At 34.6% G+C, this 26,464-nt stretch carries 27 protein-coding genes; 14 read left to right on the forward strand and 13 right to left on the reverse strand.

Annotated elements, in window-relative coordinates; translation table 11 throughout:
* The first annotated feature begins 79 nt into the window (after positions 1 to 79).
* From O6P34_RS05970 to O6P34_RS05985, 4 genes are read left to right on the forward strand one after another with little or no spacing between them, the layout of a single operon-like run.
* Positions 80 to 301, forward strand: a complete 222-nt coding sequence (locus O6P34_RS05970; RefSeq protein ID WP_269686415.1) for a helix-turn-helix domain-containing protein — start codon at positions 80 to 82, stop codon at positions 299 to 301.
* Positions 302 to 303: 2 nt separating this feature from the next.
* A complete protein-coding gene (locus tag O6P34_RS05975; RefSeq protein WP_269686416.1) occupies positions 304 to 1,572 on the forward strand; it encodes a DNA cytosine methyltransferase in 1,269 nt (422 codons plus the stop codon).
* The gene (locus O6P34_RS05980) at positions 1,559 to 2,713 is read left to right on the forward strand and encodes an HpaII family restriction endonuclease (protein WP_269686417.1); all 1,155 of its coding nucleotides are present in this window, start codon (positions 1,559 to 1,561) and stop codon (positions 2,711 to 2,713) included. The genes O6P34_RS05975 and O6P34_RS05980 overlap by 14 nt, the downstream gene beginning before the upstream one ends.
* Positions 2,714 to 2,721: 8 nt before the next feature.
* A complete protein-coding gene (locus O6P34_RS05985; protein WP_269686418.1) occupies positions 2,722 to 3,150 on the forward strand; it encodes a very short patch repair endonuclease in 429 nt (142 codons plus the stop codon).
* On the opposite strand, the gene O6P34_RS05990 is transcribed toward O6P34_RS05985, so the two are convergent.
* Complete coding sequence (locus tag O6P34_RS05990) at positions 3,151 to 4,752, reverse strand: L,D-transpeptidase family protein (protein ID WP_269686419.1); 1,602 nt, start codon at positions 4,750 to 4,752, stop codon at positions 3,151 to 3,153. It abuts the gene before it with no gap.
* A gap of 195 nt (positions 4,753 to 4,947) precedes the next feature.
* Between O6P34_RS05990 and O6P34_RS05995 the strand changes: the two genes are divergently transcribed.
* Positions 4,948 to 5,451: a nuclear transport factor 2 family protein gene (locus tag O6P34_RS05995; protein ID WP_269686420.1), complete on the forward strand. Its 504-nt coding sequence runs from the start codon at positions 4,948 to 4,950 to the stop codon at positions 5,449 to 5,451.
* A 5-nt stretch (positions 5,452 to 5,456) separates the two neighbouring features.
* On the opposite strand, the gene O6P34_RS06000 is transcribed toward O6P34_RS05995, so the two are convergent.
* Positions 5,457 to 7,073, reverse strand: a complete 1,617-nt coding sequence (locus O6P34_RS06000) for a L,D-transpeptidase family protein (RefSeq protein WP_269686421.1) — start codon at positions 7,071 to 7,073, stop codon at positions 5,457 to 5,459.
* Positions 7,074 to 7,228: 155 nt separating this feature from the next.
* On the opposite strand from O6P34_RS06000, the gene trmB reads away from it, so the two are divergent.
* The 7 genes from trmB (at position 7,229) to O6P34_RS06035 (ending at position 11,703) form a co-directional block, all read left to right on the forward strand.
* Complete coding sequence (gene trmB, locus O6P34_RS06005) at positions 7,229 to 7,906, forward strand: tRNA (guanosine(46)-N7)-methyltransferase TrmB (RefSeq protein ID WP_269686735.1); 678 nt, start codon at positions 7,229 to 7,231, stop codon at positions 7,904 to 7,906.
* Positions 7,907 to 7,963: 57 nt separating this feature from the next.
* Positions 7,964 to 8,599 carry a LysE family transporter gene (locus O6P34_RS06010; protein WP_269686422.1) on the forward strand — a complete coding sequence of 212 codons (636 nt, stop codon included), beginning with the start codon at positions 7,964 to 7,966 and terminating at the stop codon, positions 8,597 to 8,599.
* 32 nt (positions 8,600 to 8,631) lie between these two features.
* Positions 8,632 to 8,961, forward strand: a complete 330-nt coding sequence (locus O6P34_RS06015; protein WP_269686423.1) for an MGMT family protein — start codon at positions 8,632 to 8,634, stop codon at positions 8,959 to 8,961.
* 184 nt (positions 8,962 to 9,145) lie between these two features.
* Positions 9,146 to 10,273: an Mrp/NBP35 family ATP-binding protein gene (locus O6P34_RS06020; RefSeq protein WP_269686424.1), complete on the forward strand. Its 1,128-nt coding sequence runs from the start codon at positions 9,146 to 9,148 to the stop codon at positions 10,271 to 10,273.
* A gap of 67 nt (positions 10,274 to 10,340) precedes the next feature.
* Positions 10,341 to 10,580 carry a NifU family protein gene (locus O6P34_RS06025; protein ID WP_269686425.1) on the forward strand — a complete coding sequence of 80 codons (240 nt, stop codon included), beginning with the start codon at positions 10,341 to 10,343 and terminating at the stop codon, positions 10,578 to 10,580.
* 202 nt (positions 10,581 to 10,782) lie between these two features.
* A complete protein-coding gene (locus O6P34_RS06030) occupies positions 10,783 to 11,100 on the forward strand; it encodes a 2Fe-2S iron-sulfur cluster-binding protein (protein ID WP_269686426.1) in 318 nt (105 codons plus the stop codon).
* Positions 11,101 to 11,370: 270 nt separating this feature from the next.
* Positions 11,371 to 11,703, forward strand: a complete 333-nt coding sequence (locus O6P34_RS06035; RefSeq protein ID WP_269686427.1) for a 2Fe-2S iron-sulfur cluster-binding family protein — start codon at positions 11,371 to 11,373, stop codon at positions 11,701 to 11,703.
* 61 nt (positions 11,704 to 11,764) lie between these two features.
* Here O6P34_RS06035 and O6P34_RS06040 read toward each other — a convergent pair whose 3' ends face one another.
* The 5 genes from O6P34_RS06040 to O6P34_RS06060 all read right to left on the reverse strand — a co-directional run bounded on the left by O6P34_RS06040 (position 11,765) and on the right by O6P34_RS06060 (position 15,926).
* Positions 11,765 to 12,547 carry a DUF3050 domain-containing protein gene (locus tag O6P34_RS06040; protein ID WP_269686428.1) on the reverse strand — a complete coding sequence of 261 codons (783 nt, stop codon included), beginning with the start codon at positions 12,545 to 12,547 and terminating at the stop codon, positions 11,765 to 11,767.
* A 90-nt stretch (positions 12,548 to 12,637) separates the two neighbouring features.
* A complete protein-coding gene (locus O6P34_RS06045; protein WP_269686429.1) occupies positions 12,638 to 13,816 on the reverse strand; it encodes an acyl-CoA dehydrogenase family protein in 1,179 nt (392 codons plus the stop codon).
* Between the two features lie 239 nt (positions 13,817 to 14,055).
* Positions 14,056 to 14,769 (reverse strand): tRNA1(Val) (adenine(37)-N6)-methyltransferase, encoded by a 714-nt coding sequence (locus O6P34_RS06050; protein WP_269686430.1) that lies wholly within the window; start codon positions 14,767 to 14,769, stop codon positions 14,056 to 14,058.
* Positions 14,770 to 14,823: 54 nt separating this feature from the next.
* A complete protein-coding gene (gene rimM, locus O6P34_RS06055) occupies positions 14,824 to 15,348 on the reverse strand; it encodes a ribosome maturation factor RimM (protein WP_269686431.1) in 525 nt (174 codons plus the stop codon).
* A 14-nt stretch (positions 15,349 to 15,362) separates the two neighbouring features.
* Positions 15,363 to 15,926, reverse strand: coding sequence for a 30S ribosomal protein S16 (locus tag O6P34_RS06060; protein ID WP_269686432.1), 564 nt, complete (start codon positions 15,924 to 15,926; stop codon positions 15,363 to 15,365).
* A gap of 200 nt (positions 15,927 to 16,126) precedes the next feature.
* Between O6P34_RS06060 and O6P34_RS06065 the strand changes: the two genes are divergently transcribed.
* A complete protein-coding gene (locus O6P34_RS06065; RefSeq protein WP_269686433.1) occupies positions 16,127 to 16,600 on the forward strand; it encodes a DUF6252 domain-containing protein in 474 nt (157 codons plus the stop codon).
* A gap of 162 nt (positions 16,601 to 16,762) precedes the next feature.
* Positions 16,763 to 17,125 (forward strand): RNA-binding regulator, encoded by a 363-nt coding sequence (gene rbp, locus O6P34_RS06070; RefSeq protein WP_099713722.1) that lies wholly within the window; start codon positions 16,763 to 16,765, stop codon positions 17,123 to 17,125.
* Positions 17,126 to 17,232: 107 nt separating this feature from the next.
* Here the strand turns inward: rbp and leuB are convergent, their stop codons facing one another.
* The 6 genes from leuB to O6P34_RS06100 form a co-directional block, all read right to left on the reverse strand.
* Positions 17,233 to 18,294 carry a 3-isopropylmalate dehydrogenase gene (gene leuB, locus O6P34_RS06075; protein ID WP_269686434.1) on the reverse strand — a complete coding sequence of 354 codons (1,062 nt, stop codon included), beginning with the start codon at positions 18,292 to 18,294 and terminating at the stop codon, positions 17,233 to 17,235.
* 34 nt (positions 18,295 to 18,328) lie between these two features.
* Positions 18,329 to 19,852: an alpha-isopropylmalate synthase regulatory domain-containing protein gene (locus O6P34_RS06080; protein ID WP_269686435.1), complete on the reverse strand. Its 1,524-nt coding sequence runs from the start codon at positions 19,850 to 19,852 to the stop codon at positions 18,329 to 18,331.
* Between the two features lie 135 nt (positions 19,853 to 19,987).
* Positions 19,988 to 20,584, reverse strand: a complete 597-nt coding sequence (gene leuD / locus O6P34_RS06085; RefSeq protein WP_269686436.1) for a 3-isopropylmalate dehydratase small subunit — start codon at positions 20,582 to 20,584, stop codon at positions 19,988 to 19,990.
* A gap of 109 nt (positions 20,585 to 20,693) precedes the next feature.
* Complete coding sequence (gene leuC / locus O6P34_RS06090) at positions 20,694 to 22,088, reverse strand: 3-isopropylmalate dehydratase large subunit (protein ID WP_269686437.1); 1,395 nt, start codon at positions 22,086 to 22,088, stop codon at positions 20,694 to 20,696.
* A 565-nt stretch (positions 22,089 to 22,653) separates the two neighbouring features.
* Positions 22,654 to 25,275 carry a peptidase associated/transthyretin-like domain-containing protein gene (locus O6P34_RS06095; protein ID WP_269686438.1) on the reverse strand — a complete coding sequence of 874 codons (2,622 nt, stop codon included), beginning with the start codon at positions 25,273 to 25,275 and terminating at the stop codon, positions 22,654 to 22,656.
* The gene (locus tag O6P34_RS06100) at positions 25,276 to 26,058 is read right to left on the reverse strand and encodes a GLPGLI family protein (protein ID WP_269686439.1); all 783 of its coding nucleotides are present in this window, start codon (positions 26,056 to 26,058) and stop codon (positions 25,276 to 25,278) included. It abuts the gene before it with no gap.
* Between the last annotated feature and the right edge of the window lie 406 nt (positions 26,059 to 26,464).

Consider the following 26,464-nt stretch of genomic DNA (forward strand, 5'->3'; position numbering starts at 1 on the left):
AAATTAAGTTGAAAACTAAATGAGAATGCGGTCAATTGTAGGCGGGTCAATTGTAGGCGTAAAACTATTTTTATAAGCTATGGAGATTAAAGAAAAATTCGGTCAAAAGGTAAAAGAATTAAGAGAGCAAAAAAGTTTCTCAATTGAACAGTTAGCAAATATTTCGAATGTTGACAGAAATTATATTTCTGACATCGAAAAAGGGAAAAGAAATGTCTCCATTGAAATTATGGAAAAAATAATTTGTGCTTTAGAAACCGATTTTACAACATTTTTCAACGATAATAATTTTAAGAAATAATAATGAAAGAGAATATATCAATTAGTGAATTTGACGGGAAAAAATTTAAAATTCGCTTTGTTGAAGAAGACGATAATAGAAAAGCAGTATTGACTCATTATTTACACAATTATAAAAATGATGCAAAATCTCATTTTGAAAAAGAAGCGAAAGAATATTTAAAAGAAATAATTCAATATAAAAATGAAGAAGAAAAATTAAACATTGTTTCTGAGGAAGCTTTGCAACAATTATTATTTGAAGTTGAAACAGTTCCATTTCCAACACCCAAAAATCATACGTTTAAATTTATTGATTTGTTCGCAGGGATTGGAGGATTCAGAATGGCAATGCAAAATCTTGGAGGTAAATGTGTGTTTACATCTGAATGGGATGAAAATGCAAAGAAAACTTATAGAGCTAATTATGGAGAAACACCATTTGGTGATATTACAAAAGAAAGAACTAAGAATTATATACCAGACGATTTTGATGTTTTATGTGCAGGATTTCCTTGTCAGGCTTTTTCAATTGCAGGTAAAAGAGGAGGTTTTGAAGATACAAGAGGAACACTTTTTTTTGATGTTGCAGAAATAATAAAAACCAGAAAGCCAAAAGCAATTTTCTTAGAAAATGTAAAAGGTTTAAGAAATCATAATGGTGGAAAAACATTGGCGACAATCCTGAATGTTTTGCGGAATGACTTGAATTACTTCGTGCCAGAACCTCAAATAATTAATGCTAAAAATCATGGAGTTCCTCAGAATCGCGAACGAATATATATTGTTGGTTTTAGAAATGATTTAAATATTGATTCATTTTCATATCCTGAACCTTTAGAAGAAAAAGTCTTTTTCGGAAAAGTAAAAGAAGAAAACGTAGTTCCTACGAAATATTATTTATCAACTCAATATTTGCAAACCCTAGTTAGTCATAAAGAAAGGCACGCAAGTAAAGGAAATGGATTTGGCTTTGAAATTATTAAAGATGATGAAGTTTCAAATGCAATTGTTGTTGGTGGGATGGGAAGAGAGAGAAATTTAGTTATTGATAATCGAATAACAGATTATACTCCAACAACTCATATCAAAGGAGAAGTCAATCGTGAAGGAATTAGAAAAATGACTCCACGAGAATGGGCGAGATTACAAGGCTTCCCCGATAATTTTATAATTCCTGTTGCAGATGCATCTGCTTACAAACAGTTTGGAAATTCTGTTGCAGTTCCTGCAATTCAGGCAACTGCTGAAAAAATTATTGAACTAATTATGGATAGACATGCTAAAAGGTAATAAAGGTGATTGGAGTGAACTATATGTTTTTACAAAACTATTGGCCGAGGGTAAATTATATCAGTCAGATATTAATTTGAATAGAGATGAAGATAATTATTATGAAATAACAAAAGCTTATAGAGAGGAGTCAAATTCTATATTAGAATTTGAAAGAAACTCTGAAATTTCTATTTATCGCATTGAAAAAAGTAATAGAGTATTTTTAGGACACTTAAGTGTCGATTATTTTTTAGGGAAATCAAACGATATTCTAAATGGTATAATTAATGGTAAAGGAAAAAGTTTTGAAATAGAAAGTGTTAATGATTTTATAGATGAAACTAAAATTCAAAAACTTACTGCTTTAGTAACAAGTAAGTCAGATATAAAATTAAGAATTTATGACCATCGTTTATCTAAAGAAACGGATTTAGGATTCAGCATAAAATCACTACTAGGACAAGACTCAACTTTATTTAATACCGGCCCAGGGAATAACTTTATTTTCGAAATTGAAAATGATTTAAAAACGTCTATAGATGAATTCAATAGAGAGACTTATAAGCCTTTAGGTGGAATGTCAAAAATTACTGCACGTCTACACAAAATTAATAGTGAATTAGGTCTGAAAATTAAATTCAAAGAAGTTCAATCAAAGCAGCTTTGGAGAAACTTAAAAATGATTGATGGGGATTTACCTGAAGTGCTTGCATATGCTTTGTTATACAGATGGCTATATAGGGAAGCATCTTTATTGAAAATTTCGAAAATATTAGAAGAAAAAGATCCACTCAATTTTTACAATGGCGATAAATCCGATCAGAAGCTTTATGAATATAAATTGAAAAGATTTTTAGCGGAATGTGCTATGGGAATGACGTCAGAAACACCTTGGCACGGGATTTATGATGCCACTGGAGGTGTAATAATTGCAAAAAAGGATGGGGATATTGTGTGTTTTCATATTTATGACTTTAATCTTTTTAGAGAATATTTGATAAATAATACAATGTTCGAGCAGCCATCAACTGGAGAAGACGAGGATAATCCAGGATATCTTAGAACAACAAAAGGAACAAAAAAATATTATTATGGTTGGTTATATGAAGAAAACGATAAATTGTATTTCAAGATAAATTTGCAAATTAGATTTAAATGATCTGATAAATGGATCGTATCACTCCATCCCAACGCTCTAGAAACATGCGAGCCATTCGCAGTACAAACACTAAAGCCGAAATCCGCTTGGCAAAATCCTTATGGAATCTTGGTTATCGCTACCGCAAGAACAACAGAACTGTTTTCGGTACGCCGGATTTAACGTTCAAAAAGCTCAAAATTGCCATTTTTGTGGACAGCGAATTCTTCCATGGCAAAGATTGGGAAACTCAAAAAGACCGCGTAAAAACCAATGCCGAGTTTTGGCAAAAGAAAATAGAGCGCAACATCCAGAGAGACATTGAAGTCAACAATTATCTCGAATCACAAAACTGGAAAGTACTCCGTTTCTGGAGTACGGAAATAGAAAAAAATCTGGAGGATTGCGTGGCTATAATCCAATCCGAAATTATTTCGAGACAAAACCAAGTCTGCTAACTACTCCTCCAGCAACATCGCCGCCAATCGGTCATCGCGTTGGTACACATCGTCATAAAAATGAACGGTTCCTTCGGTGTCTACCCAAGCCGTGAAATACCCAATGTACACGGGAATTTTGTTTTTGAGCGTGTACCAGGATTCTTCGCCTTTGTTCATAGCTGCTTCAATTTTTGCGGGTGTCCAGTTTTTGTCGTCTTTCAGGATAAGATTGGCCAGTTCTTTGGGTTTCGCAATTCGAATGCAACCGTGGCTGAACGCTCTTTTTTCTTCATTAAATAAACTTTTGGATGGCGTATCGTGCAAGTAAATCGAATTCGAATTGGGGAATAGGAATTTCACCAATCCAAGGGAGTTTTTCGGTCCCGGTTTTTGTCGGATGTTGCCGTTGTTCCATTCCATATTGTGTTTGGCGAGGTAGTTTGGGTTTTTGGCCATAGCCGGTTCAATTTCTTTTTTGATGATACTTCGCGGTACATTCCAATACGGACTGAACACAATATATTTCATGTCGGCACTAAAAACAACGGTTTTATTCAGGGTTTTTCCCACGACAACTTTCGAAATTAATTCGGGTTTTCCCTCTTTAAAATACGTCAGTTGAAAGGAAGGAATGTTGATGACGATGAGTTCTTTGGCTTTAGACATATCTGCCGAAATCCATCGGCAACGCTCCATGTTCACAATGATGGTTTTGATGCGTGCTGCAACGGGTATGTTGAGGGTTGCGATGTGTTTGGGCGTAATAACGGCATCGGGCGTAAAACCATTTCTTTTTTTGTATTTCAGGATGCCTTCCTTTAATTCATCATCATAAATGGCACTTTTAGAATCGGATGCAATATCGCCTGTGGCAAACAAACGTTGTCTGATTTGGGCAATCGTTTTGGAGCTGTCTTTGGGTTTCAGTGATGGGAACTCCGGGTCTAAGTCAATGGTGTTCCAACCGCCTTTTTGCTCTATTTCACGGTATTGTTGCAACACTTCTCTCAGGCGGTAATATTGGCCCAAGACTTCTTTTTCGTCTTTATTAATCAGTGATGGATTAAGGATAATGGTGTCTAAATAAGAAACGTAGGATTGTTTTTTTCGGGGCAGGTACCAACCCATTTCTACTGATTTTTTGGGGTCTAATCCTTTGAATACTTTATCAGCATAAAAAAAGTACAATGCCGAAATCAACAATTCAGTTTCTACATTGGGTTTTTGTTCTTCATTCGAAAGCAGAAAAAGATCGTCCAGTTTTTCTTTATACGGGATTTTGGCTTGAACACCTTCGGATTCCAAATTTGAGATTTTATTATACAATAAATTCCCAGGCTCATTGATTCCCGAGTCGTCATACCAGATATAATGGTATTGGTATTTGCGATACAAAACTGTTATTTCGGATTTGAAACGGCTCAGTTCCGGGTATTTTTCAAAAAAAGGAGCGACCAAGGTGCTGTCAAACGGTACTTTAATCAGGTTTTGAAAATCGGAGGAATCAACGGCAGTCCCTAAGGCAAAAACAGGTTTATTGGCTTCTTTGTTTTTGCAGGATACAGAGAGCGACAAGAGACCAAAAACTATTATGACGGTCAATAAGATGGTTTTTCTCATGTTGGGCGCGAAGTTTAGGATACTATAAATTTACAAAAATAAACGCATAGAAATGAGGTAAAAATCAATTGCAGGTTTTGGATTCCCTTTTTTGAAGGATGAACAATTATTGCTTTATATTTGACAAAAGAATATCTTATATCCGCAATTATTTGCTTGGTGGTTTATGAATCCGAAAAAATAAAAATAGAAGTTATGAAAAAACAAATGTTACTCTTGTTGAGTCTTGTAGTCTTGGGTTGCAAAAGCACCATGTCCGATCAAACGACCGCTAAAGCGGAGCTGAATACCACACTCGATGCCTGGCATAAAGCCGCTGCCGAAGCTGATGCTAGCACTTATTTTGGAATGATGACCGATGATGCAATTTATATAGGAACTGACGCGACCGAAAATTGGGATAAAAAAGCCTTTGAAGCTTTTGCAAAACCCTATTTTGACACAGGAAAAGCGTGGAGTTTTACGGCTTTGGAACGTCATATTTATTTTGATGCCAGCGGAAAATTAGCTTGGTTTGATGAGTTGCTGAATACCCAGATGAAGCTTTGCAGAGGCTCTGGAGTAGCAGTAAAAATAGGGAAAGAATGGAAAATAAAACACTACGTATTATCTATGACGATTCCCAATGATAACAACAATGAAGTAGTGAAAATCAAAGCGCCGATTGAGGATGTTTTGATAAAAAAACACCAACAATAGTCTGGTTATTTCTTTTTGGAATCTTCGGCAAATACCAATTCGGCTAATCGGTCGTCTCTGTCGTAAACATCCGTATAAAAATTGATTTCGCCGGCATCATTTACCCAAGCCGTAAAATAGCCAATGTGAACGGGAATTTTTCTTTTGAGTTCACAAGTCGTTTCCTTAACACCTTTCATCGCTTCGTTGATGCGGGAAAAAGGCCAGTCCGGATCGTCTTTTAAGAGTAAAAAAGCCAATTCTTTGGCCTTGCTGACATTGATGCAACCGTGACTGAAAGCTCGGGTTTCGTATTCAAACAGACTTTTGACAGGCGTGTCGTGTAAATAAATATCATTAGAATTGGGGAAAACAAACTTAACGAGTCCCAGCGAATTTTTAGGTCCGGGTTTTTGTCTGACATTCCCATTATTCCATTCCATGTTATGGGATTCCAGATAGTTTTTGTCTTCTTTTATGTTGAGTTTTAGCTCGTAGTCTATGATGCTTCGGGGCAAATTCCAATACGGACTAAATACAATTTGAGTCATATTAGCACTAAAAATGACGGTTTCGGTCATAATTTTACCCACGAAGACTTTTGATTCTAATTCGGTTTTTCCATTTTTTTTATACAACAAGGTAAAGGACGGAATGTTGATAATGATGTATTCATCGGTTTTTGTCAATTCGGGCGGAATCCATCGGCAACGCTCCATGTTAACGATAATGGTTTTGATGCGGGTTGCAATGGGCACATTCATTTGTCGCAACAGCGGATGTGTGATGTTATAATTTAGTTTTAGACCGTTCCTTTTTTTATAATTTAATACGGCATTCATTAATTCCTGGTCGAACACATTGCTTTTGGAATCGTTTTTTAAATCTCCCGTAACGGCTAAACGCTGTCTGATTTGCACAATGGTTTTGGATTTGTTCAATGGTTTCAGCACTTTTACGGAAGTGTCCATTTCGATAAAATTCCAAGCACCTTTTTTTTCGATTTGGCGGTATTTTTTTAAAGCTTCCCGCAGTTTGTAATATTGTTTAAATAACTGTTTTTCGTTTTTATTTAATAACTTGGGATTATCGATTAAAGAATCTAAAAGAGTAGAATAAGAGAGCGTTTTTCGAGGCAAAAACCATCCAATTTCTCTAATTTTTTGGGTGTCAATGCCGTTAAATACTTTTTGAACATAAAACAGATACATTGAGGAAAGCAATAGCTCAGCATCTGTTTGCGATACCTTTACTTCGGTATTTGAATCGAAAATTTCGTCGATTTTATCTTGATAAGCAATGTTGGCATTCAGTCCTTCTTCTTCGATTGTATTGACTTTGGTATACAATAAACGGGCAAAAGCAAGGAGTCCTTTTTCGTCATACCAAACGGGGGCGTAATTTCTTTTTTTGTATAAAACAGATACGCTGGTTTGCTGTGTTTTTAAGTCAGGATATTTCTTAAAAAAATTGGCAATAACAGCTTCGTTAAGGACAATTTCTGCTCGGTTGATACTGGGTTTTTGACGGGCTTGGACAATAGAAAAGAAATCGGCGGTTTGATTTTCTGTTCCGATGCTGTGAACGGAGGACATTGAAAAGCCGAAAAGTATAATTACTACAGATAAAACAATGTTTTTCATGACATAATTATTTACATAAAGGTAAAAAAAAAACAGATGCTTGTCGCAAAAGTGAATTACAATCTGGTTTGCCGGAAGCGATTTTTCTCATTTTTTTAACAGTAGTTGATTCGGTCTTATATATTTCCTTAATTTTGCCGAAATATTCTGAAAAAGTGGGAAGCAAAAATAAATTAAAAAGGTTCAAGGAAAACGAAACATTCAATAACGTTTTTCAACCGACAAGAGAAGAAGTGGTAGGCGATTTATTCCCTTTGAAAGGAAAATGGAATTCGGAATTCTTCAAAAATGACCATCCGTTGGTATTGGAATTAGGCTGTGGAAAAGGAGAATATTCGGTTGGATTAGCAGAACGATATCCCAATAAAAACTTTGTAGGAATCGACATCAAAGGCGCTCGTTTCTGGCGTGGTGCAAAAACGGCTGTGGAAACCGGATTGCACAATGTGGCTTTTATCAGAACTCAAATCGAATTGATTAATCATATTTTTGCGGAAAACGAAGTAGATGAAATCTGGATTACGTTTCCGGATCCGCAAATCAAGTACAAACGCACCAAACACAGAATGACCAATTCGGAATTTCTGCAATTGTATAAAAAAATCCTCAAAAAAGACGGTGTCGTAAACTTAAAAACTGACAGCGAATTCATGCACGGATACACCCTGGGATTGTTGCATGGTGAAGGGCACGAGGTTTTATATGCCAACCATAATGTGTATGTAAACGAAGGAAGTCCGGAGGAAGTGACTGCTTTTCAGACCTTTTACGAAAAACAATATTTGGAAATTAACAAAGCAATTACGTATATTCGATTCCGAATTAAGGAATAGTTTTACGAATGTGCAAAATAGTTACGCTTTATTTTTGAATAGTTGTCTTTATAAAATATGAATTTAGCCATCTCTTTACTTTTAGGTTTTTTTACTGCAGTCATTGGGATTCTTCCGCCGGGATTAATCAATATGACCGCTGTAAAAGTCAATCTGAAAGAAGGGAAAAAGAGTGCGCTGTGGTTTGTTTTGGGCGCAGTAACCGTGATTTTTTGTCAAGCATATTTAGCTATTTTATTCGCTCAGTTTATAGATAATCGTCCAGAAGTTGTTGTTTTATTACGGGAAGTTGGATTTGGTATATTTGCAATCTTAACGATTTACTTTTTGTGGATTGCCAAAGCACCCAAAATTAAAAAAGGAAAGATTAAAAAAAAGAGTACAACCACCCGTTTTTTTCTGGGAATGTTACTTTCGGTACTTAACTTTTTTCCAATTCCGTATTATGTTTTTGTGAGTATTACTTTGGCTTCGTATCGCTTGTTTTCTTTCGATACGACTTCTATTTTGGTTTTTGTGAGCGGTGTGGTCTTGGGTTCTTTTTTGGTTTTTTATTGTTACATCACGTTCTTTAAAAAAATAGAAGACAAAACCGCCTACCTCATGGCAAACATGAATACCATCATTGGCTGCATTACAGGATTGATTTCTGTTATCACTCTTTTTAATATTATAAAATATTATTTGGGTTAGGGTTTTTCTGTTTTTTCATTAAACGCATCAGCATGTCAAACGATAATTTTTTCGAAAGGGTTTACGCCATTGCCAGACAAATTCCTTACGGAAGAGTAACGTCATACGGCGCTATTGCAAAAGCTTTGGGAGCGGCTCGTTCTGCACGAATGGTGGGTTGGGCAATGAATGCTTCTCATAATTTAGAAGATGTTCCGGCGCATCGTGTAGTGAACCGAAAAGGATTACTTACCGGGAAACTTCATTTTGACGGAACAAATCTCATGCAGCAGTTACTCGAAAACGAAGGAATTGAAGTGATAGATAATCAGATTGTGAATTTCGAGAACCATTTTTGGGAACCGGAAGTCAGAAGGGATTGATTTTAACATAAACCGACTTTTTTCTCGGTGATTTCAATAATCAAGACCAATTTTTCCATCAATAAATCCGATGCAAATCCTTTAAAATAAGAACTTAATCGTTTATCTTTGTAATCTAAAATCAGTTTAAATAAACATAGTCTTTTTTGCTGAACACTGAGACGGAACACTGCAAACTTAAAAAATGAAATTAGATAGAAAAGAAGTTCTTAAAGCTTTAGAAACGATAACTATAGCTGGAGAGGGAAAAAATATGGTAGAAAGTGGTGCTATTTCAAACGTAATCACTTTTGGGGATGAGGTAGTAGTAGATTTAGTATTGCACACGCCAGCCATGCACATCAAAAAACGCGCAGAAGATGATATCAAGAAAACCATTCTTGAATTAGTATCTCCGGAAGCCAAAATCAAAATTAATACGAAAGTTGAAGTTCCGGACAAACCAGAGGTGAAAGGAAAAGCAATTCCCGGAATAAAAAATATTATAGCAGTAGCTTCCGGAAAAGGAGGCGTAGGAAAATCTACCGTAACAGCAAACTTAGCCGTAACATTAGCTAAAATGGGATTTTCAGTAGGGATTTTGGATGCCGATATTTACGGACCATCCATGCCAATCATGTTTGATGTAGAAACCGAAAAACCAATTTCAATTTTGGTAGACGGAAAATCAAAAATGAAACCTATCGAAAGCTACGAAGTAAAAATCTTATCAATAGGATTTTTTACCTCACCAAGCCAAGCCGTAATCTGGAGAGGACCCATGGCTTCTAAAGCATTAAACCAAATGATTTTTGATGCTGATTGGGGAGAATTAGACTTCATGCTAATTGATTTACCTCCAGGAACAGGCGATATTCACCTTTCGATCATGCAATCATTGCCAATCACCGGAGCAGTTGTTGTGAGCACGCCACAAGCCGTAGCGCTTGCCGATGCTAAAAAAGGAGTTTCAATGTTCTTGTCTGAAGCAATTAACGTTCCTGTTCTCGGAATCATCGAAAACATGGCTTATTTTACACCCGAAGAATTACCCGAAAATAAATATTACATCTTTGGGAAAGAAGGCGCCCGTAATCTTGCAGAAGATTTAGGAGTTCCTTTCCTTGGTGAAGTGCCAATCGTACAGTCCATTCGTGAAGCAGGCGATTACGGTCGTCCGGCAGCATTACAAACCGGTTCGGTAATCGAAACAGTTTTTGAAGAAATTACCAGAAATGTGGTTCAGGAAACCGTAAACAGAAACGAAAGTTTACCGGCAACCGAAGCCATCAAAATAACAACAATGGCAGGCTGTTCTGCAGTAAAAAAATAAAAATTAGAAGCTGTTGAAATAATTTTATCATTTCAATTTCTAATCTTTCAATCTTTAAATAAAGAAAATGACCACAGAAGAATTAACAAGCAACGTTCTAAGAGCACTCGACGAAATCAGACCTTTTCTGAATTCAGATGGCGGTGACATCACACTCATCTCCATCGAGGAAGGCAAACACGTCAAAGTACGTCTCGAAGGCGCTTGCACCAGTTGTAGCGTAAACCAAATGACGCTAAGAGCCGGAGTCGAAACAACGATCAAAAAATTTGCACCCCAAATCGAAACTGTTGTTAATATTCTATAATCAGCATGGCGTGACCACTTGAGAAAAAAAGGCTGTTCAACAAACCGGAGAGTCGCCTTTTTTCCTCAAGAGGTCGGGCTATTCGCGCTACTTCGGTAGCTGGCGGCTATCCCTCACGCAAACACACTCATACAATCAATAGCCAATAAATAACAAAAAGTCAAAGCCAATAGCCAAACGCTAAACGCTCAAAACCAAAATTATGGATGTATTAATAAAAATTAAAGACAGAGAAGGAATCGTTCATGAATTACAAGCGCCAACAGATATGGCCATGAACATCATGGAATTATGTAAAGCCTATGAACTTCCCGTAGAAGGAACTTGCGGCGGAATGGCCATGTGTGCTTCTTGTCAATGTTACGTGCTAAACGATGTGCCGTTACCAGAAATGGGCGAAGACGAAGAAGCCATGTTATCCGAAGCATTCTATGTAAAATCCAACAGTCGTTTGGGCTGTCAAATCCCAATCACCGAAAGCCTGGAAGGATTAGAACTGGAGTTAGCTCCAGAAAATTAATAAAAAAAAGCGTTTGCCAAGGCAAACGCTTTTTTGTTTTTAGCCATACCAAAAAACAATACAAATAGTTTGTTAAATACGGTATTAACTGATAAATATCATGCAAAAAGTCTTTCGCTTGAAAGACCTTTACGGCCGCAAAAAGCAGCATCTTTGGAGCCGTTTTAAAATAGTAATTGTACAGTTTTAATCCCTGACGGTTTAATTTTTCAAAGTCTTTTTTATGCTTTTTTATGCTGTTCAAAAAAATGAAAACAAGTCAGAAGTATTATGCAACAAGATATTTTAATTAAAATCACCAATAGAGAAGGAATTACGCATCAAGTTCAAGCACCTACAGATATGAACTTAAGTATTATGGAGTTAATTCGGTCTTTCGAGTTAGCACCTTTTGGAACTGTTGGACATTGTGGTGGCAGAGCCATGTGTACATCCTGTCAATGTCGTATTCTTAATGATGTGCCGCTTAAAAAAAGAAATGAAAAAGAAGAAGCTTTATTGTTGGAAACAATTTCTTTAGAATCCAATATTCGTTTAGGATGTCAAATCCCAATCACCGAAAATTTAGAAGGACTAGAAATAGAGTTAGTTCCTTTGTCATAGTAAATAAAAAAACGCGAGATTAGTTCTCGCGTTTTTAGTATATACTCTTGTTGTTTAGGTTTTATGCCATTTCAACTTTCATCAGAATGCTTTCTTCAATCGCATCCCAAAGTCCAACGCGTTTTTCTAAGGCCAAAATCGAAACTTCTTCAACTTCTGCCCATTTTTGTTCGCTATCGCCACAAAGTTCGGTAATCATTTTCATTGCCATCGGGCCGTGTTCATCAGCGTCTAATTCGATATGTCTTTCAAAATAGTAAATGAGTTTACTCAAATCAGTTTTTGGGAAATTTTCCTGAAAGTTTTTAAGGATTTCGGTAAACATACTTGGAATCAAATCTTCTCTGCCAAAAGTAAATGCTGCGGCAATTTTATGCGCTTTCCCTTCTTCGATTACTTTAAAAGTAAAGTCTAAAAAGTTTTTTATATTGGGATGAAGCGTACTTTTTTTGATAGCAACAAATATGTTTTGCAAGGAATCCACTTCGGATAAAAAATGTTCGATTCCTGTTGTATTTGCGCCACAAGATTGCATGGCTTCAATGTACATTTCATAATGACTTAAACGGCGACCGTCAATAGATAAGTCACTTTCTTCGGCCAATACAATTTCGTTGATTAAATATCTGGTTTCCGGATTTTTAGTGGCAAACCATGGCGTGGTGGTGCAGGTTAATTTAGCTTGTAAAGCTTTTAGCAGCGACATGAAATCCCAAACCGCATATACATGATTTTCTAAAAAAGACTGTAAATCTTCAATTGTTTGTACTTTTTTATATAAAGGATGGTGTAACAACAGCTCTTTTTGAGGTTCAATTTTAGCGTTGATTGTTTCAATAGTCATGATAAATTTTTTTATGTAAATATAAAAAAGCTTCCCGTTTCCAAGAAGCTTTTACTATCGATTTTATAAATACTTTAATAGTTGTTTATTTTACTTAAAAGCAGGAATTCCAGTGATATCCATACCGGTAATCAGCAGGTGAATGTCGTGTGTTCCTTCATAAGTAATCACAGATTCTAAATTCATCATATGACGCATGATGGAGTATTCTCCCGTAATTCCCATTCCGCCTAACATTTGTCTGGCTTCGCGGGCTATATGAATCGCCATATCAACATTGTTTCTTTTTGCCATTGAGATTTGAGCAGTTGTAGCTCTTCCTTCGTTTCTTAAAACGCCTAATCTCCAAGTTAGCAATTGCGCTTTGGTGATTTCGGTAATCATTTCAGCTAATTTTTTCTGTTGTAATTGAGTTCCGGCAATGGGTTTGTCAAATTGAATTCTTTCTTTGGCATAACGTAAAGCCGTGTCATAACAATCCATTGCTGCGCCAATGGCACCCCAGGCAATTCCGTAACGAGCGGAGTCAAGACAGCCAAGTGGCGCTCCTAATCCGGATTTGTTGGGTAATAAATTCTCTTTAGGAACTTTCACGTTATCAAAAATCAATTCTCCTGTTGATGAAGCGCGAAGCGACCATTTGTTATGGGTTTCTGGTGTAGAAAAGCCTTCCATGCCGCGTTCTACTATTAATCCGTGAATTCTTCCTTCTTCATTTTTTGCCCAAACAATAGCAATATCTGCAAATGGAGCATTTGAAATCCACATTTTGGCGCCATTCAATAGGTAATGATCGCCCATATCTTTAAAGTTGGTAATCATACTTCCTGGATCAGAACCGTAATTGGGTTCGGTCAAGCCAAAGCAACCCATAAATTCACCAGTGGCTAATTTTGGTAAGTATTTCATGCGTTGTTCTTCGGTTCCGTATTTCCAGATGGGATACATTACCAATGAAGATTGAACGGATGAGGTAGAACGAACGCCGGAATCTCCGCGCTCAATTTCTTGCATGATTAAACCATATGAAATCTGATCTAAACCGGCACCACCGTATTCTTCGGGGATATATGGGCCGAAACCGCCAATTTCACCTAAACCTTTTATGATTTGTTTTGGAAATTCTGCTTTTTGAGCATATTCTTCAATAATAGGTGACACTTCGCGTTTTACCCAAGCGCGAGCAGAATCACGTACTAATTTGTGTTCTTCGGTCAATAGATCGTCAAGATTGTAGTAATCTGGAGCCTGAAATAAATCTGGTTTCATATTTTATGAATTTTAATGCGACAAATTTAAATAAAGAAATATAACAAAACTATTAACAAATGTTATATTTTTTCAAATATACTTAAAAAGTACCTAACTTTTCTAATAAAGTCTTGCTAAATCTAAGGCTATTTTTGACACACTTAGATTTATTCTGAAGAAATTGTGTTATTTAGAAGGAATTCTGCTTTTAGCAATGGATTAAAAAGAAGGGATTGTAAATGAAAATACGTTTTAATTTACATCTTCAAATAAAAATCCTTGGTCAATTCGATGTATTCTGAGGTGTAAATATGGCGTGCAGTTTCGATAATTAATTCGTCGATTTCTGTTTTTGCATTTTCATTTCGGCTAAAAGCCAATAAACTGCGTTTGATTTCGGTGGTCGGTGTTCCTTTTACGCGAGTGATTTTTACAGGATACAATTCACATTGGTTGGCCAAAGCAATAAAGTTTTCTTCTTCTTTGAATGGAATAATTACGGAGAAAATACCGTTTTCAGAAAGTAATAAAGCGGCTGCTTCAATCAAATCTTCAAAAGGCATGGCGTCAGTAAAACGGGCTAAATCGCGCTGTTCGTTTTCGGATTTATAGTCTTCGGTATAAAAAGGAGGATTGGAAACAATGAGATCATATTCGTCTTCGGGCTCTTCTACAAACTCCTCTAATCCGGCATGAAAACAAAATAAACGGTTGTTCCAAGGAGAATTTTCAAAATTATCGGTTGCTTGTTCGTAAGCTTCGTCGTCAATTTCTAAAGCGTCAATTTGTTCTGCAGCACTTCTTTGCGAAAGCATCAAGGCGATGATTCCGGTTCCGGTTCCAATGTCTAAAATACTGAAAGGGTTATTTTGTATGGGTGTCCAAGCGCCAAGTAAAACACCATCGGTTCCAATTTTCATGGCACAACGATCTTGCTCAAGAGCGAATTGTTTGAATTGGAATTTAGACATAAGAATTCAGATTTTTTCGATTAATCGAATAAACAAATAACCGATTAAGTCTTTTTACAAATACATTTCGATTAAGCCTTCAGGTAAATCCATGATGACTTTTTTATTTTCTCGGTCAATCTTTACTAAGAAATGATCAATCATCGGAATGAGGATTTCAATGCCATCTTTTAAGACTTCAAAAAGAGGTTGTGCGGTAGAATCGTTGATAGATTGAATTTCTCCAACAATACCAAGTCGTTTGTCCTCTACTTCAAAACCAATAACTTCATGAAAATAGAATTTGTTGCCGGTAAGTTTTGGCAACATTTTAAGCGGAAGATATAAGTCGTTGCCTAATAAGGCATCCGCTTCTTCTTCGGTATTTATATCTTCAAAACGAATTCGGAGGAAATCGTTTTTGTGCAGGGAACTGCTTTCAATAAAAAAAGGAACCAAGTGTTTGTTGCATTCAACAAACACTGATTCCAAGTTTTCGTATAACTCAGGTTCATCCGTGTCTAAATAGGCAAGAACTTCCCCTTTGAAACTAAATTTTTTAGCGATTTTACCTAAATAGAAACAATCTTCTTTACGCATCTTCGCTTTTAAAATTATGCTTCAGTTGTTTCGTTATTTTCTTCTGCAGCAGGAGCTTCTTCAGCTTCAACTTCAGCAACAACTTCTTCTTCTACAGCAGGAGTTGCAGCAGCAATAGCATCAGCTTCAGCTTGTGCAGCAGCAGCTAAACGTTTTGCGTTAACATCTTGTTCTGCTTTGAAAGCTTTAGCTTTAGCATCAGCTTGCGCTTTTGTTAAACCGTCTTTTTTAGCATCAACTTTTCCAGCTTTAGCTTCTAACCAAGCAGCTAATTTAGCATCAGCTTGTTCTTGAGTCAAAGCTCCTTTACGAATACCTCCATCAAGGTGGTGTTTCAATAAAGCTCCTTTGTAAGAAAGAATTGCTTTTGCAGTATCAGTAGGTTGTGCACCATTGTGCAACCATTTTACAGCGCTATCAAGGTTCAAGTCGATAGTTGCAGGATTTGTGTTTGGATTGTAAGTACCGATTTTCTCTAAGTATTTACCATCTCTTTTTGAGCGAGCATCTGCCGCTACAACCCAGTAAAAAGGTTTTCCTTTTTTACCGTGTCTTTGTAATCTAATTTTTACTGACATAATCGTATGATTAAATTTTGAGGTACTCGACCTCGATTAATTAAGGGTGCAAAGATACATTTTTTATTTATAAATACGAACGGTATAAGTATTTTAATGAATAGTAAATAGTTACGATTGTTTTGAATGGTATTTTTAGGGTTTTATCTCGTTTTTTTAGACAGAAAAATATACTTTTGTGTGACAAAATACTACATTTCATGAAAAAATTATCATTATTCCTTATTGTACTACTGGCATTTATTTCTTGTGAAGATAACGTAAAGTTCAATAATCCTTCTGTTCAAGGATTGAAAGACAACGTTTTTTGGAGAGCAGTTGATTCTAAAGCGACTCTAGTTAATGGCGCTCTTACAATTGTGGCGGTAACCGGTAATGAAACACTTACGTTTAAAACAACCTCTACAACAAAACAAACGTATCCATTAGGAACCAGTGTTTCTAAAACAGCTACTTATGTACTAAAGAATACTGATGGTACTAAGACTACGTTTACAACAGGCATTGGTATTGGAGAGGGACAAATTGTGATTACAGATTATGATGCTGAAAATAATACCGTTTCAGGTACGTTTAAATTTAACGCAGAAAAAACTGATGATAATTCTGATCCGGCCATTATTCTGAATTTCCAACAAGGAGTTTTTTATAAAGTGCCTGTAAGTTCACTCTAGCAATAAACGAACACTTTTTTGATAGTGTTTATTTATAACGATTTACATCTTATTTGTTTGATTCTAAATTTTAAAACAAAAATAAAATTTACAAATAAGCTTATTTGTAGTTGATTAGAATAAAATAAGACTACATTTGTTCTATTATTTAAATAAGTACATATGAATATTTTTGTTGGAAGCCTTCCATTCAGTATTGAGGAAGCAGATTTAAGAGAGTCTTTCGAGGCTTACGGAGCAGTTGATTCAGTTAAAATTATTACTGATAAATTTACTGGAAGAAGTAAAGGATTTGGTTTTGTTGAGATGCCAAATGATGACGAAGCTCAAAAAGCAATTGATGAGTTGAACGGTGCAACTGTTCAAGGTCGTGCAATTGTAGTAAACAAATCTGAGCCAAAACCAGAAGGCGAAAGAAGAAGTTTTAACAATAACAGTCGTGGTGGAGATTCTCGCGGTGGTTATGGTGGTGGAAACAGCCGTGGTGGAGATAACCGTGGTGGTGGAAACAGAGGAGGATATTAATATTTTTTTCTAGCTATAAAAAAAGGTGTCAATGTAAATTGACACCTTTTTTGTTGATACACTTTCCGTCCTCTCGAAAGAGAGGAACTCGAAAGTGGATTTTATTTTTATAGATTAGCAACTAACCAATCTCCAACTTCACTTGTTGAATACGCTTTTGCTCCTTTTGAAGCTAAATCTTCAGTTACAATTCCTTGTTCTAATGATTTGTTTACTACAGCTCTGATTGCTTCAGCTTCTTCTTTTAATCCGAAAGCATCTTCAAACATCATTGCTGCTGATAAAACAGTTGCTAATGGATTTGCGATATTTAATCCTGTAGCTTGTGGGTAAGAACCGTGAATTGGTTCGTATAATGAAGTGTGCTCTCCTACAGATGCGGATGGCATTAATCCCATAGAACCTGATATTACAGAAGCTTCGTCGGTCAAAATATCTCCAAATAAATTTTCCGTAATTAATACGTCATAAGAGTTTGGCCATTGTACCAAACGCATCGCAACTGCATCAACAAATTCATAACTTACGGTTACTTCAGGATACTCTTTCTCCATAGCTTGTACCGTTTCTCTCCACAAACGAGAAGTTTCTAATACATTGGCTTTATCTACACAACATAATCTTTTGCTACGGGTCATGGCTAATTCAAAACCTTTTTTAGCTAAACGTTGCACTTCGGCTCTGGTGTAAACACAGTTGTCAAAGGCAGTTTCTCCACCATCTTTTCTTCCTTTTTCACCAAAATAAATTCCACCGGTTAATTCTCTTAAGAAAATTAAATCAGTTCCTTCAATACGTTCTCTTTTTAAAGGAGAATTGTCAATCAAAGATGGGAAAGTAAATGTTGGACGTACATTGGCAAACAACCCTAATTTTTTACGCATCAATAATAATCCTTGTTCTGGTCTTACAGGAGCACTTGGATCATTATCGTATTTTGGATGTCCGATAGCACCAAATAGCACTGCATCGGCAGCCATACAAATTTCGTGTGTTTCATCTGGGTAAGGAACTCCAACAGCATCAATGGCGCAAGCACCAGTAAGTGCTGGTGTCCAATTGATTTCGTGATTAAACTTTTTTGCGATAGCATCAGAAACTTTAACGGCTTCGTTTACTACTTCTGGTCCAATTCCGTCTCCGGCTAAAAGGGCGATATTAAATTTCATTACGTATGGTTTATATTAGTTTATTTTTCTTTTTTTAGTTCGTTATGACATTTAGCATTTTTTGAGTAGCTACAATGGCTGCAACGGTTTGATCAGAATCCAATCCTCTTGTTTTAAATTCTTTTCCGTCTAAAGTCCAAGTGATGATAGTTTCACACAATGCATCGGAACTACTTCCCGGAGGAATTCGTACCGCATAGTCTATTAATTTGGGTAAAGACATTTTTTTGCTTTTGTATATTTTTCCTAAAGCATTCATAAAAGCATCAAATTGTCCGTCACCTTGTGCGTTTTCTTCAATGATTTCGCCATCTATTTTCAAGCAAAGAGTGGTAGAAGGACGCATTCCTTTGGCGTGAACCAATACATAAGATTCGACTACAATTTTTTCTTCGTACGTTTGGCTGTCCAAAACATCCGAAATAATGTATGGCAAATCTTCTTTGGTAACGGTTTCTTTTTTGTCTCCTAATTCGATAATTCTTTGGGTAACTAATTTTAAATCTTCCTGATTGAGTTTCAAACCCAACTCCTGAAGGTTTTTTTCAATATTAGCTTTTCCTGAAGTTTTTCCTAAAGCATATTTTCGTTTTCTTCCAAAACGTTCCGGAAGTAAATCATTAAAATATAAATTATTCTTGTTGTCACCATCTGCGTGAATTCCTGCAGTTTGTGTAAAAACGTTGTCACCAACGATAGGTTTGTTAGCAGGGATTCTATAACCGGTAAAAGTTTCTACCAATTTACTCACCGAGTATAAAGAAGATTCTTTTACGTTTATTTTTATTTGGGGTAAAAAGTCATTGATTACAGCAACGGTGCTTTCTAAAGGTGCATTTCCTGCGCGTTCGCCCATTCCGTTTACGGTAACGTGTAATCCTTGAATGCCTGCTTTTACGGCTTCCATGACATTGGCAATGCTTAAATCGTAATCGTTATGTGCATGAAAATCGAAATGCGTTTTAGGATATCTGGCTGTAATTTTCGAAATAAATTCAAAAGTTTCAGACGGAATAAGAACGCCTAACGTATCTGGAAGTAAAACTCTTTTGATTGGTTGTTGCGTCAAAAAATCTAAATATTGAAAAACATATTCAGGGGAATTTCGCATTCCGTTACTCCAATCTTCCAAATATACATTGGTCTCAATATTATTTTCCTGAGCTAATGCAATGGCTTGAGCTATTTCGTTGAAATGTTGTTCGGGTGTTTTCTTGAGTTGATGCGTCAAATGATTGAGTGATCCTTTGGTCAATAGATTTTGAACTTTGGCTCCGGATTTTTTCATCCAATCTATTGAAAGTCCTCCGTCTACAAAAGTCAAAACTTCTATTTTATTGGTGTATCCTTTTTCTTTGGCCCAAGCCATAATACCTTTTACACCTTCAAATTCTCCTTCACTTACACGAGCCGAAGCAATTTCGATACGATCAACATTTAATTCTTCCAGCAATAATTGCGCAATGGTTAGTTTTTCTGCAGCAGAAAAGGATACTCCTGAGGTTTGTTCACCATCACGAAGTGTCGTGTCCATTATTTCAATTTTTCTTTTTCCCATTATAAATTTGATGCTAAAACAATTTTGATTTCAATATTTTGAAATCGGGTTATTATATTTTATAAAACGGTAAAAGCAGTTACCCAGCAAACAATAAAGTTTAGCTTGTGGTAACTGCATTTTTATTGTTTGTTCTTAGTAAGGAAGTTGGTTGGCAAACCCAACAATTTCTTCTTTAATGTTTTGTAAGTAATCAATATCGTCAAAACCGTTTAACATATTATTCTTTTTGTATCCGTTGATAGCAAAAGATTCTTGTTGTCCGGTAGCTAACAAAGTAATGGTTTGCGCCTCTAAGTTGATTTCCAATTGTGTGTTTGGATCTGCTTCGATTGCACTAAAGATAGTGTCTGCGAATTCAGGACTTACTTGCACAGGTAAAACACCAATATTCAAGCAATTTCCTTTGAAGATATCGGCAAAGAAACTAGAAACAACAGCACGGAATCCGTAATCGTAAACCGCCCAAGCTGCATGCTCTCTAGAAGAACCTGAACCAAAGTTTTTTCCTCCAACTAATATTTTTCCGCTATAAGTTGCATCATTCAATACGAAATCAGCTTTTGGAGTATCATCTCCATTGTATCTCCAGTCTCTGAAAAGGTTGTCGCCAAAACCTTCACGTTTCGTAGCTTTCAAGAAACGAGCCGGGATGATTTGATCGGTATCCACATTTTCTATTGGTAGTGGCACTGCACTACTCGTAAGGATGTTAAATTTATCGTATGCCATTTTTTTAGGTTTCAGGTTTTAGGTTTTAGATTTCTTGTTTTGAAAACAGAATCGTAAAAACTAAAACATTTTATTAATTTTTGATAGTGTTATTGCAATCTACTTTCAACTAAAATAAATCTCTTGGATCTGTTAGTTTTCCGGTAACTGCTGCTGCAGCGGCCATAATTGGACTTGCCAATAAAGTTCTGGAACCAGGACCTTGACGACCTTCAAAGTTTCTGTTTGAAGTACTTACTGCATATTTTCCGGCAGGTACTTTATCATCATTCATCGCTAAACAAGCTGAACAACCCGGTTGACGCAATACAAAACCAGCTTCAGTAAGAATGTCTAAAAGACCTTCTTCTTTAATCTGCGCTTCTACAACGTGAGAACCCGGAACCAACCAAGCGGTAACATTATCAGCTTTTTTACGGCCTTTTACAATTTCAGTAAAAGCTCTAAAATCTTCAATACGACCATTAGTACAACTTCCTAAGAAAACGTAATCGATTTGTTTTCCAATCATCACATCGTCTTCATTGAAGCCCATGTAAGCCAAAGATTTTTTATAAGTTTCCTCGCCACCTTCTACTTGGTTAGCGTTTGGAATATTTTTTGAGATACCAATTCCCATTCCAGGATTTGTACCATAAGTAATCATTGGTTCAATATCTGCTGCATCGATATTCAATTCAGCATCAAAAACAGCATCAGCATCGGTTTTTAATGTTTTCCAGTATGCAACTGCTTTTGTCCAAGCTTCCCCTTTTGGAGCGTGTAATCTTCCTTCTAAGAAATCGAATGTTTTTTGATCCGGAGCAATCATACCACCACGAGCACCCATTTCGATACTTAAATTACATACCGTCATACGGCCTTCCATAGACATGTTTTCAAAAACATCTCCTGCATATTCAACAAAATATCCAGTTCCTCCAGAAGTAGTTAATTGAGCAATAATATAAAGTGCAACATCTTTTGGACCAACACCTTTACTCAATGCGCCATTTACGTTGATACGCATTTTCTTTGGTTTTGGTTGCATGATACATTGTGTAGCCATAACCATTTCTACCTCCGAAGTTCCGATACCAAAAGCAATAGCTCCAAAAGCACCATGTGTAGAAGTGTGTGAATCACCACAAACGATAGTTGCACCCGGTAACGTAATTCCGTTTTCAGGTCCTACTACGTGTACAATTCCATTTTTTTTGTGACCTAGTCCCCAGTGAGAAATACCATATTCTGCAGCGTTATCTTCTAATGCTTTCAATTGATTAGCAGATAAAGCATCTGCAACCGGTAAATGTTGATTTATTGTTGGGGTATTGTGATCGGCAGTTGCAAAAGTACGTTCTGGGTATAAAACCGAGATGCCTCTTGTTTTTAAACCTAAAAAAGCAACAGGACTAGTCACTTCATGAATGAAATGACGGTCAATAAAAAACACGTCTGGTCCATCCTCAATTTTACGCACTACATGCGAATCCCATACTTTGTCAAATAATGTCTTACTCATTTTTAATGTTTTTAAGTGTATTTCTTTTTTACAACAATAGCAATTGGCCATAAGTTGTAACAACGGCAACAAATTTAGCAAAAGAAATAAAAATGTCAATTATACTATTCCAATATATACGATGCCCAAACTGTTTTCCCGACACATTAGGGCTGGACTTGGGCATAAGCCGTTAGATTAGACTCTTTTTAAATTGACTTTAAATTTCTTTTTAAAGTTGTTTTTTTAAGAAATGATACGATTTTAATAAATTGCAAATTTATTACTATTTTGACCTAAATTGGTCGTTTTCAAGCAAAAAAATCTAACAAAAGCCAATTAAATAGTAATATTTGATACTATTATGGCTTTGTTTTGTTTTATTTAAAGCGACTTTTATTTCTTCTTTCAGTAAGTAATATAAATTATTTTAAGACTTAAAAGAGCACTTTGATTTGGTAAAATATTACGACAACCAACAAATAGTTTTTTCGTTGATTCTTGTTTTTAAGAAGTTTTAGAGATATTTTTTAATTTCTATTCAAAGAGAGGAATTTAAGAAAAAGTATGAAATATTTATTAAAATTTAAAACCGATACTTTAGAGTTAATAATAAATATCTTGGCACTAATTTAATTGTAGATTTATATGAAGTATAATTATCTAAAGAAATTAAAGTAAATTCATTTTCATTTGTTAAATTGTTTAAAATCAATCGATATGAAAATTTACTTTCCTCAGGATTGTAATTTATAATGGTATTTATAAAAGAATAATTTTTAGAATTCATTTGATAAAAAGTGCTATTTATTTCAGTTAACCAAGTTTTTGATATTTTATAATTGCAGTTTATAAAAGCATCTTTGATTCTGTTTTTTGTTAGAATTGTATTAAAATCAGTCTTGTAATAATTGTAGTTAAATCCAAAATCAAAATTTATAGGAAGATTAAAATAAGTAGTTGCTGAAAATTTATAAAAACTTGAATGGATTTTTATATCAACAAAAGCAGTGCTGTTTACTTGTGTAGGAGTTTCATTCCAATTTTGGATTGTCTCTATTTTGGTAGCTGTTTTTAGTATTCTAAAATAATTGATTACACTAAAACTTCCATTAAGATTGGTATTCCCTGAGGAAAGTAAGTATTTTTCAAATGATAAATTATCTGTAATTAGGCTTTCTTTACTGTAAGCATTTATTGATTTATTGTAAAATAGAGAAGTTTCAATTGAAAATCTCTTTTCATCATTAAATAAGTGATGAGAAAAAAAGATAGTTTTGTTCTTGAAAATTCCTTCATATTTTGTTCCCTTTTGAAATGTTTTATAATTAGATAATAGAAATTTCGTATTTAAATAATTAATTTCTGGAGGTTTATTGTTTTCTGAATAGGATAGTGTAAAGTTTCCTATTTTGGTCTTTTTTAAATTAATTGAAAGCAAAGGGTTCGAAATTAATATATTAGTAGTGATGTTATTTAATAAAAATTGATTTTTAATTAAATTTAAACTTGCTGTTACATCGAATTTTCGAGTAATATTATATCGAAAATTGTTTTCCAAAAAAAACTGATTTTGTTTTAAAACAGTATTGTTTTCATAAGTTGTATTATTAATTTCATTTTCAAAAAAAGTGTTGTTTATAATTTCTTTACTGTTTTCAAATTGAAGTCCTAGCGTGTGTTCTAATTTTTTGAACCTTGAAATCATTTTGCTTTTTAAACCAAAATAGGAGTTTGAATTGTCTGTATTTTCTGTAACTATAGATTCGGAATTGATTTTTAAAAAGCTGTTCAAAAAAGGAGATTCAATTCTACTATTTTGGTTAATATTATCTCTTCCAAAATAGAAATAATTATGTAAAATTTTGTTGTTTGAAAGCCTATATGTATGATTGAAATGATTATATAACGTTTGGTTCTTTTCGCTAGAGGATTGACCTATACTGACTTTGTTATAGAGTAAGTCTGAATTTATACTATTCGGATTGTTCTTGTAAATAAAAATGTTAGTTAGATAATTGTCTTCATTTACAAAATATTTTAGTTCTAATTCTCCAGATGAAAGCCTTTTTTTACTAGTATAATTATTGTTTTCGGTATAAGTAATAGGGTTGTTTTCTATGTTATACTGTGTTTGTGAGAACGAGTTTTGCAATTGATTATCATTAGAAAAATATCCCACACCGCGCAAAGAAATATTGGGGGTTATCTTTTTTGTAAAGCTCAAAGAGTTGAAAAAAGCATTGTTAAAAACACTCTGCGATTTGCTAAAAGAACTGTTTTCTTTACTATTTATGCTAAATAAAGGTTTAGCAGTTTTTTCCAATCTATCTTCGCCAAATAAATTATTTTCTGTAATAGTTTTGCTTACTTGATCGGTTGCTTTTTCTCCTGAATTGTTATAATCGGCTAAATAAAAAAGTTTTATTTTCTTTTTAAGTAATCCTAAATTAATTCCTTCCTTCCAGCGATTTTCTGAAACTATTCCGGTTCCAAATATGATGTCTCCAAACCAGATATTTCGTTTGTCTTTTTTTAGTTTTAAATTCAGTGCAACTTTATCTGAATTATTCATTTTTTTTAAAATAGGATTATCTTCAAAAGCATCAATAATTTGTACAGCATCAAGCACTTTGGCATCAAGATTTTTGGTCAATAGCTTATAATTCTTGTCAAATAAGTCATCGCCTTCAATAAGTAATTTATCAATTGTTTTGCCGTGTGCTTTTATAGAACCATCGGATTGTACTTCTATTCCAGGAAGTTTTTTTAGAATGTCTTCTATGGTTTGTTCAGTTTTGTTTGTAAATGAAGCTACTTTTATAGTGGTAGTGTCTCTGTCTATTTTTATTTTTTGATTAGCTTCAATTAAAACTTCCTTCAATGATTCTATTTTTTCTTCTAAAATAAAAGATTGTAATAAAGTTGTTTTTGAAGAACAATCAATTTTGGTTTCTTTTTTTGAATAGCCTAAGCTAGCCAATTCAACGATTATAATGCCATTTTTGGGTTTGTTGAAAAGTAGATTGTAATTACCGTTCTCGTCACTATAGCCGTAAGTCAATGTGTTTTCTATGTCGTCCAAAATGACAACAGAAGCACTTTCGATGCCTCTGTTTTGCTTGTCTTTTATGATTCCAGAAATTTTTATTTCTTGGGAAAAAATTAAAATTGGCAATAGTAATATTACTAGAAGTTTTTTTTGCATTTATTCAAATTCGAGAAACATTTGTGATAAAGTAGGAGGTACAAATATTATATCTGGAAATTCTTTTTGTATAATAATCGCTTTTTCTTTCGCTTTTATTTGTTCGTTTTTTCTGAAGTTCTTAAATCCTTCATTTGTAATGTATGTGTTTTCTCTAGAAGTTTTTATGTATTTTATGTTTTCTTTATTTTTTGAAGGATATTCAATACTTTTAAAATACCAATAAACAAATTTATTGGTGTCATAGGCTTCCATAATCAATCCCGGAAGACCGTTTAGTTTCCAAGGGCCAAAACGAACAGCTATATCGGGACAGTACCATGCTGTATAGTGTCGACCACCAAAAACTGCCGTTGCTTTTTTACAAATATAAGTTCCAATCTTTTTGGTGTCTTTTTCTATTTTCCAATTAATTTTGGGTATTGACTCCTTAACATAAACTTGTTTTAGATATAAAAAATTAGACCACATCGTATTTTTTTTTGTATGTGATACCACTTGATCTCCTTGTGAACTTGATTTCATACCGTTATGAATACTACCGCCACCGCCATCGTTTAAGTATGTTTTTTGCTCATTTATTTTTTCTGCTTTTTCCAAGCTGTCTTTTGCTGTTACGTAATACGATTGTTCTTTGTTGAATACCATGTAGGCGTTATAATCTGGTCCTTTTGAATTACCATTTGCTAATGCTTCAATATAACCATAATAGACTAAGCCTTTTGGCTGTGCTAGTAAGTTATTTGATATGAAAAACCATAATAGTAAAATTTTTATTTTCATCGGTTTATTTTTTTAAAATTGCTTTATGCTGTTTTTTTATGGGTTGATATTATTTATTGACCTGAGCAGATTCTTTTCGCGATAATTAGCGCACTTTCTTGCGTACAGCCACTGCACCAAAATCCGCCAGATGGAACCCCTCCGCAAGTCACGCTCCAGTATAACATTATGACTGGTTTTGTTGTAAAATTATCTTTCTTTCCGAAAGAACTTAAAGTCATAATTCCAATTACTGATTACATAATTAATTTTTTCATAATTTTTGTTTTTGAAAGGTTTAAAGTTAAAATATTGTAATTCAGCATAAAGCTTTGTAAAGCAAACAATAAAAAACTACTATGCAAAATATTTAATAGTAATATTCTTAATTTATAATTAGTATGAATAAGGAAAATTATTGTTAAAA

Origin of the sequence: Flavobacterium lacustre, from assembly GCF_027474525.2 — a bacterium.
GTDB lineage: Bacteria > Bacteroidota > Bacteroidia > Flavobacteriales > Flavobacteriaceae > Flavobacterium > Flavobacterium lacustre.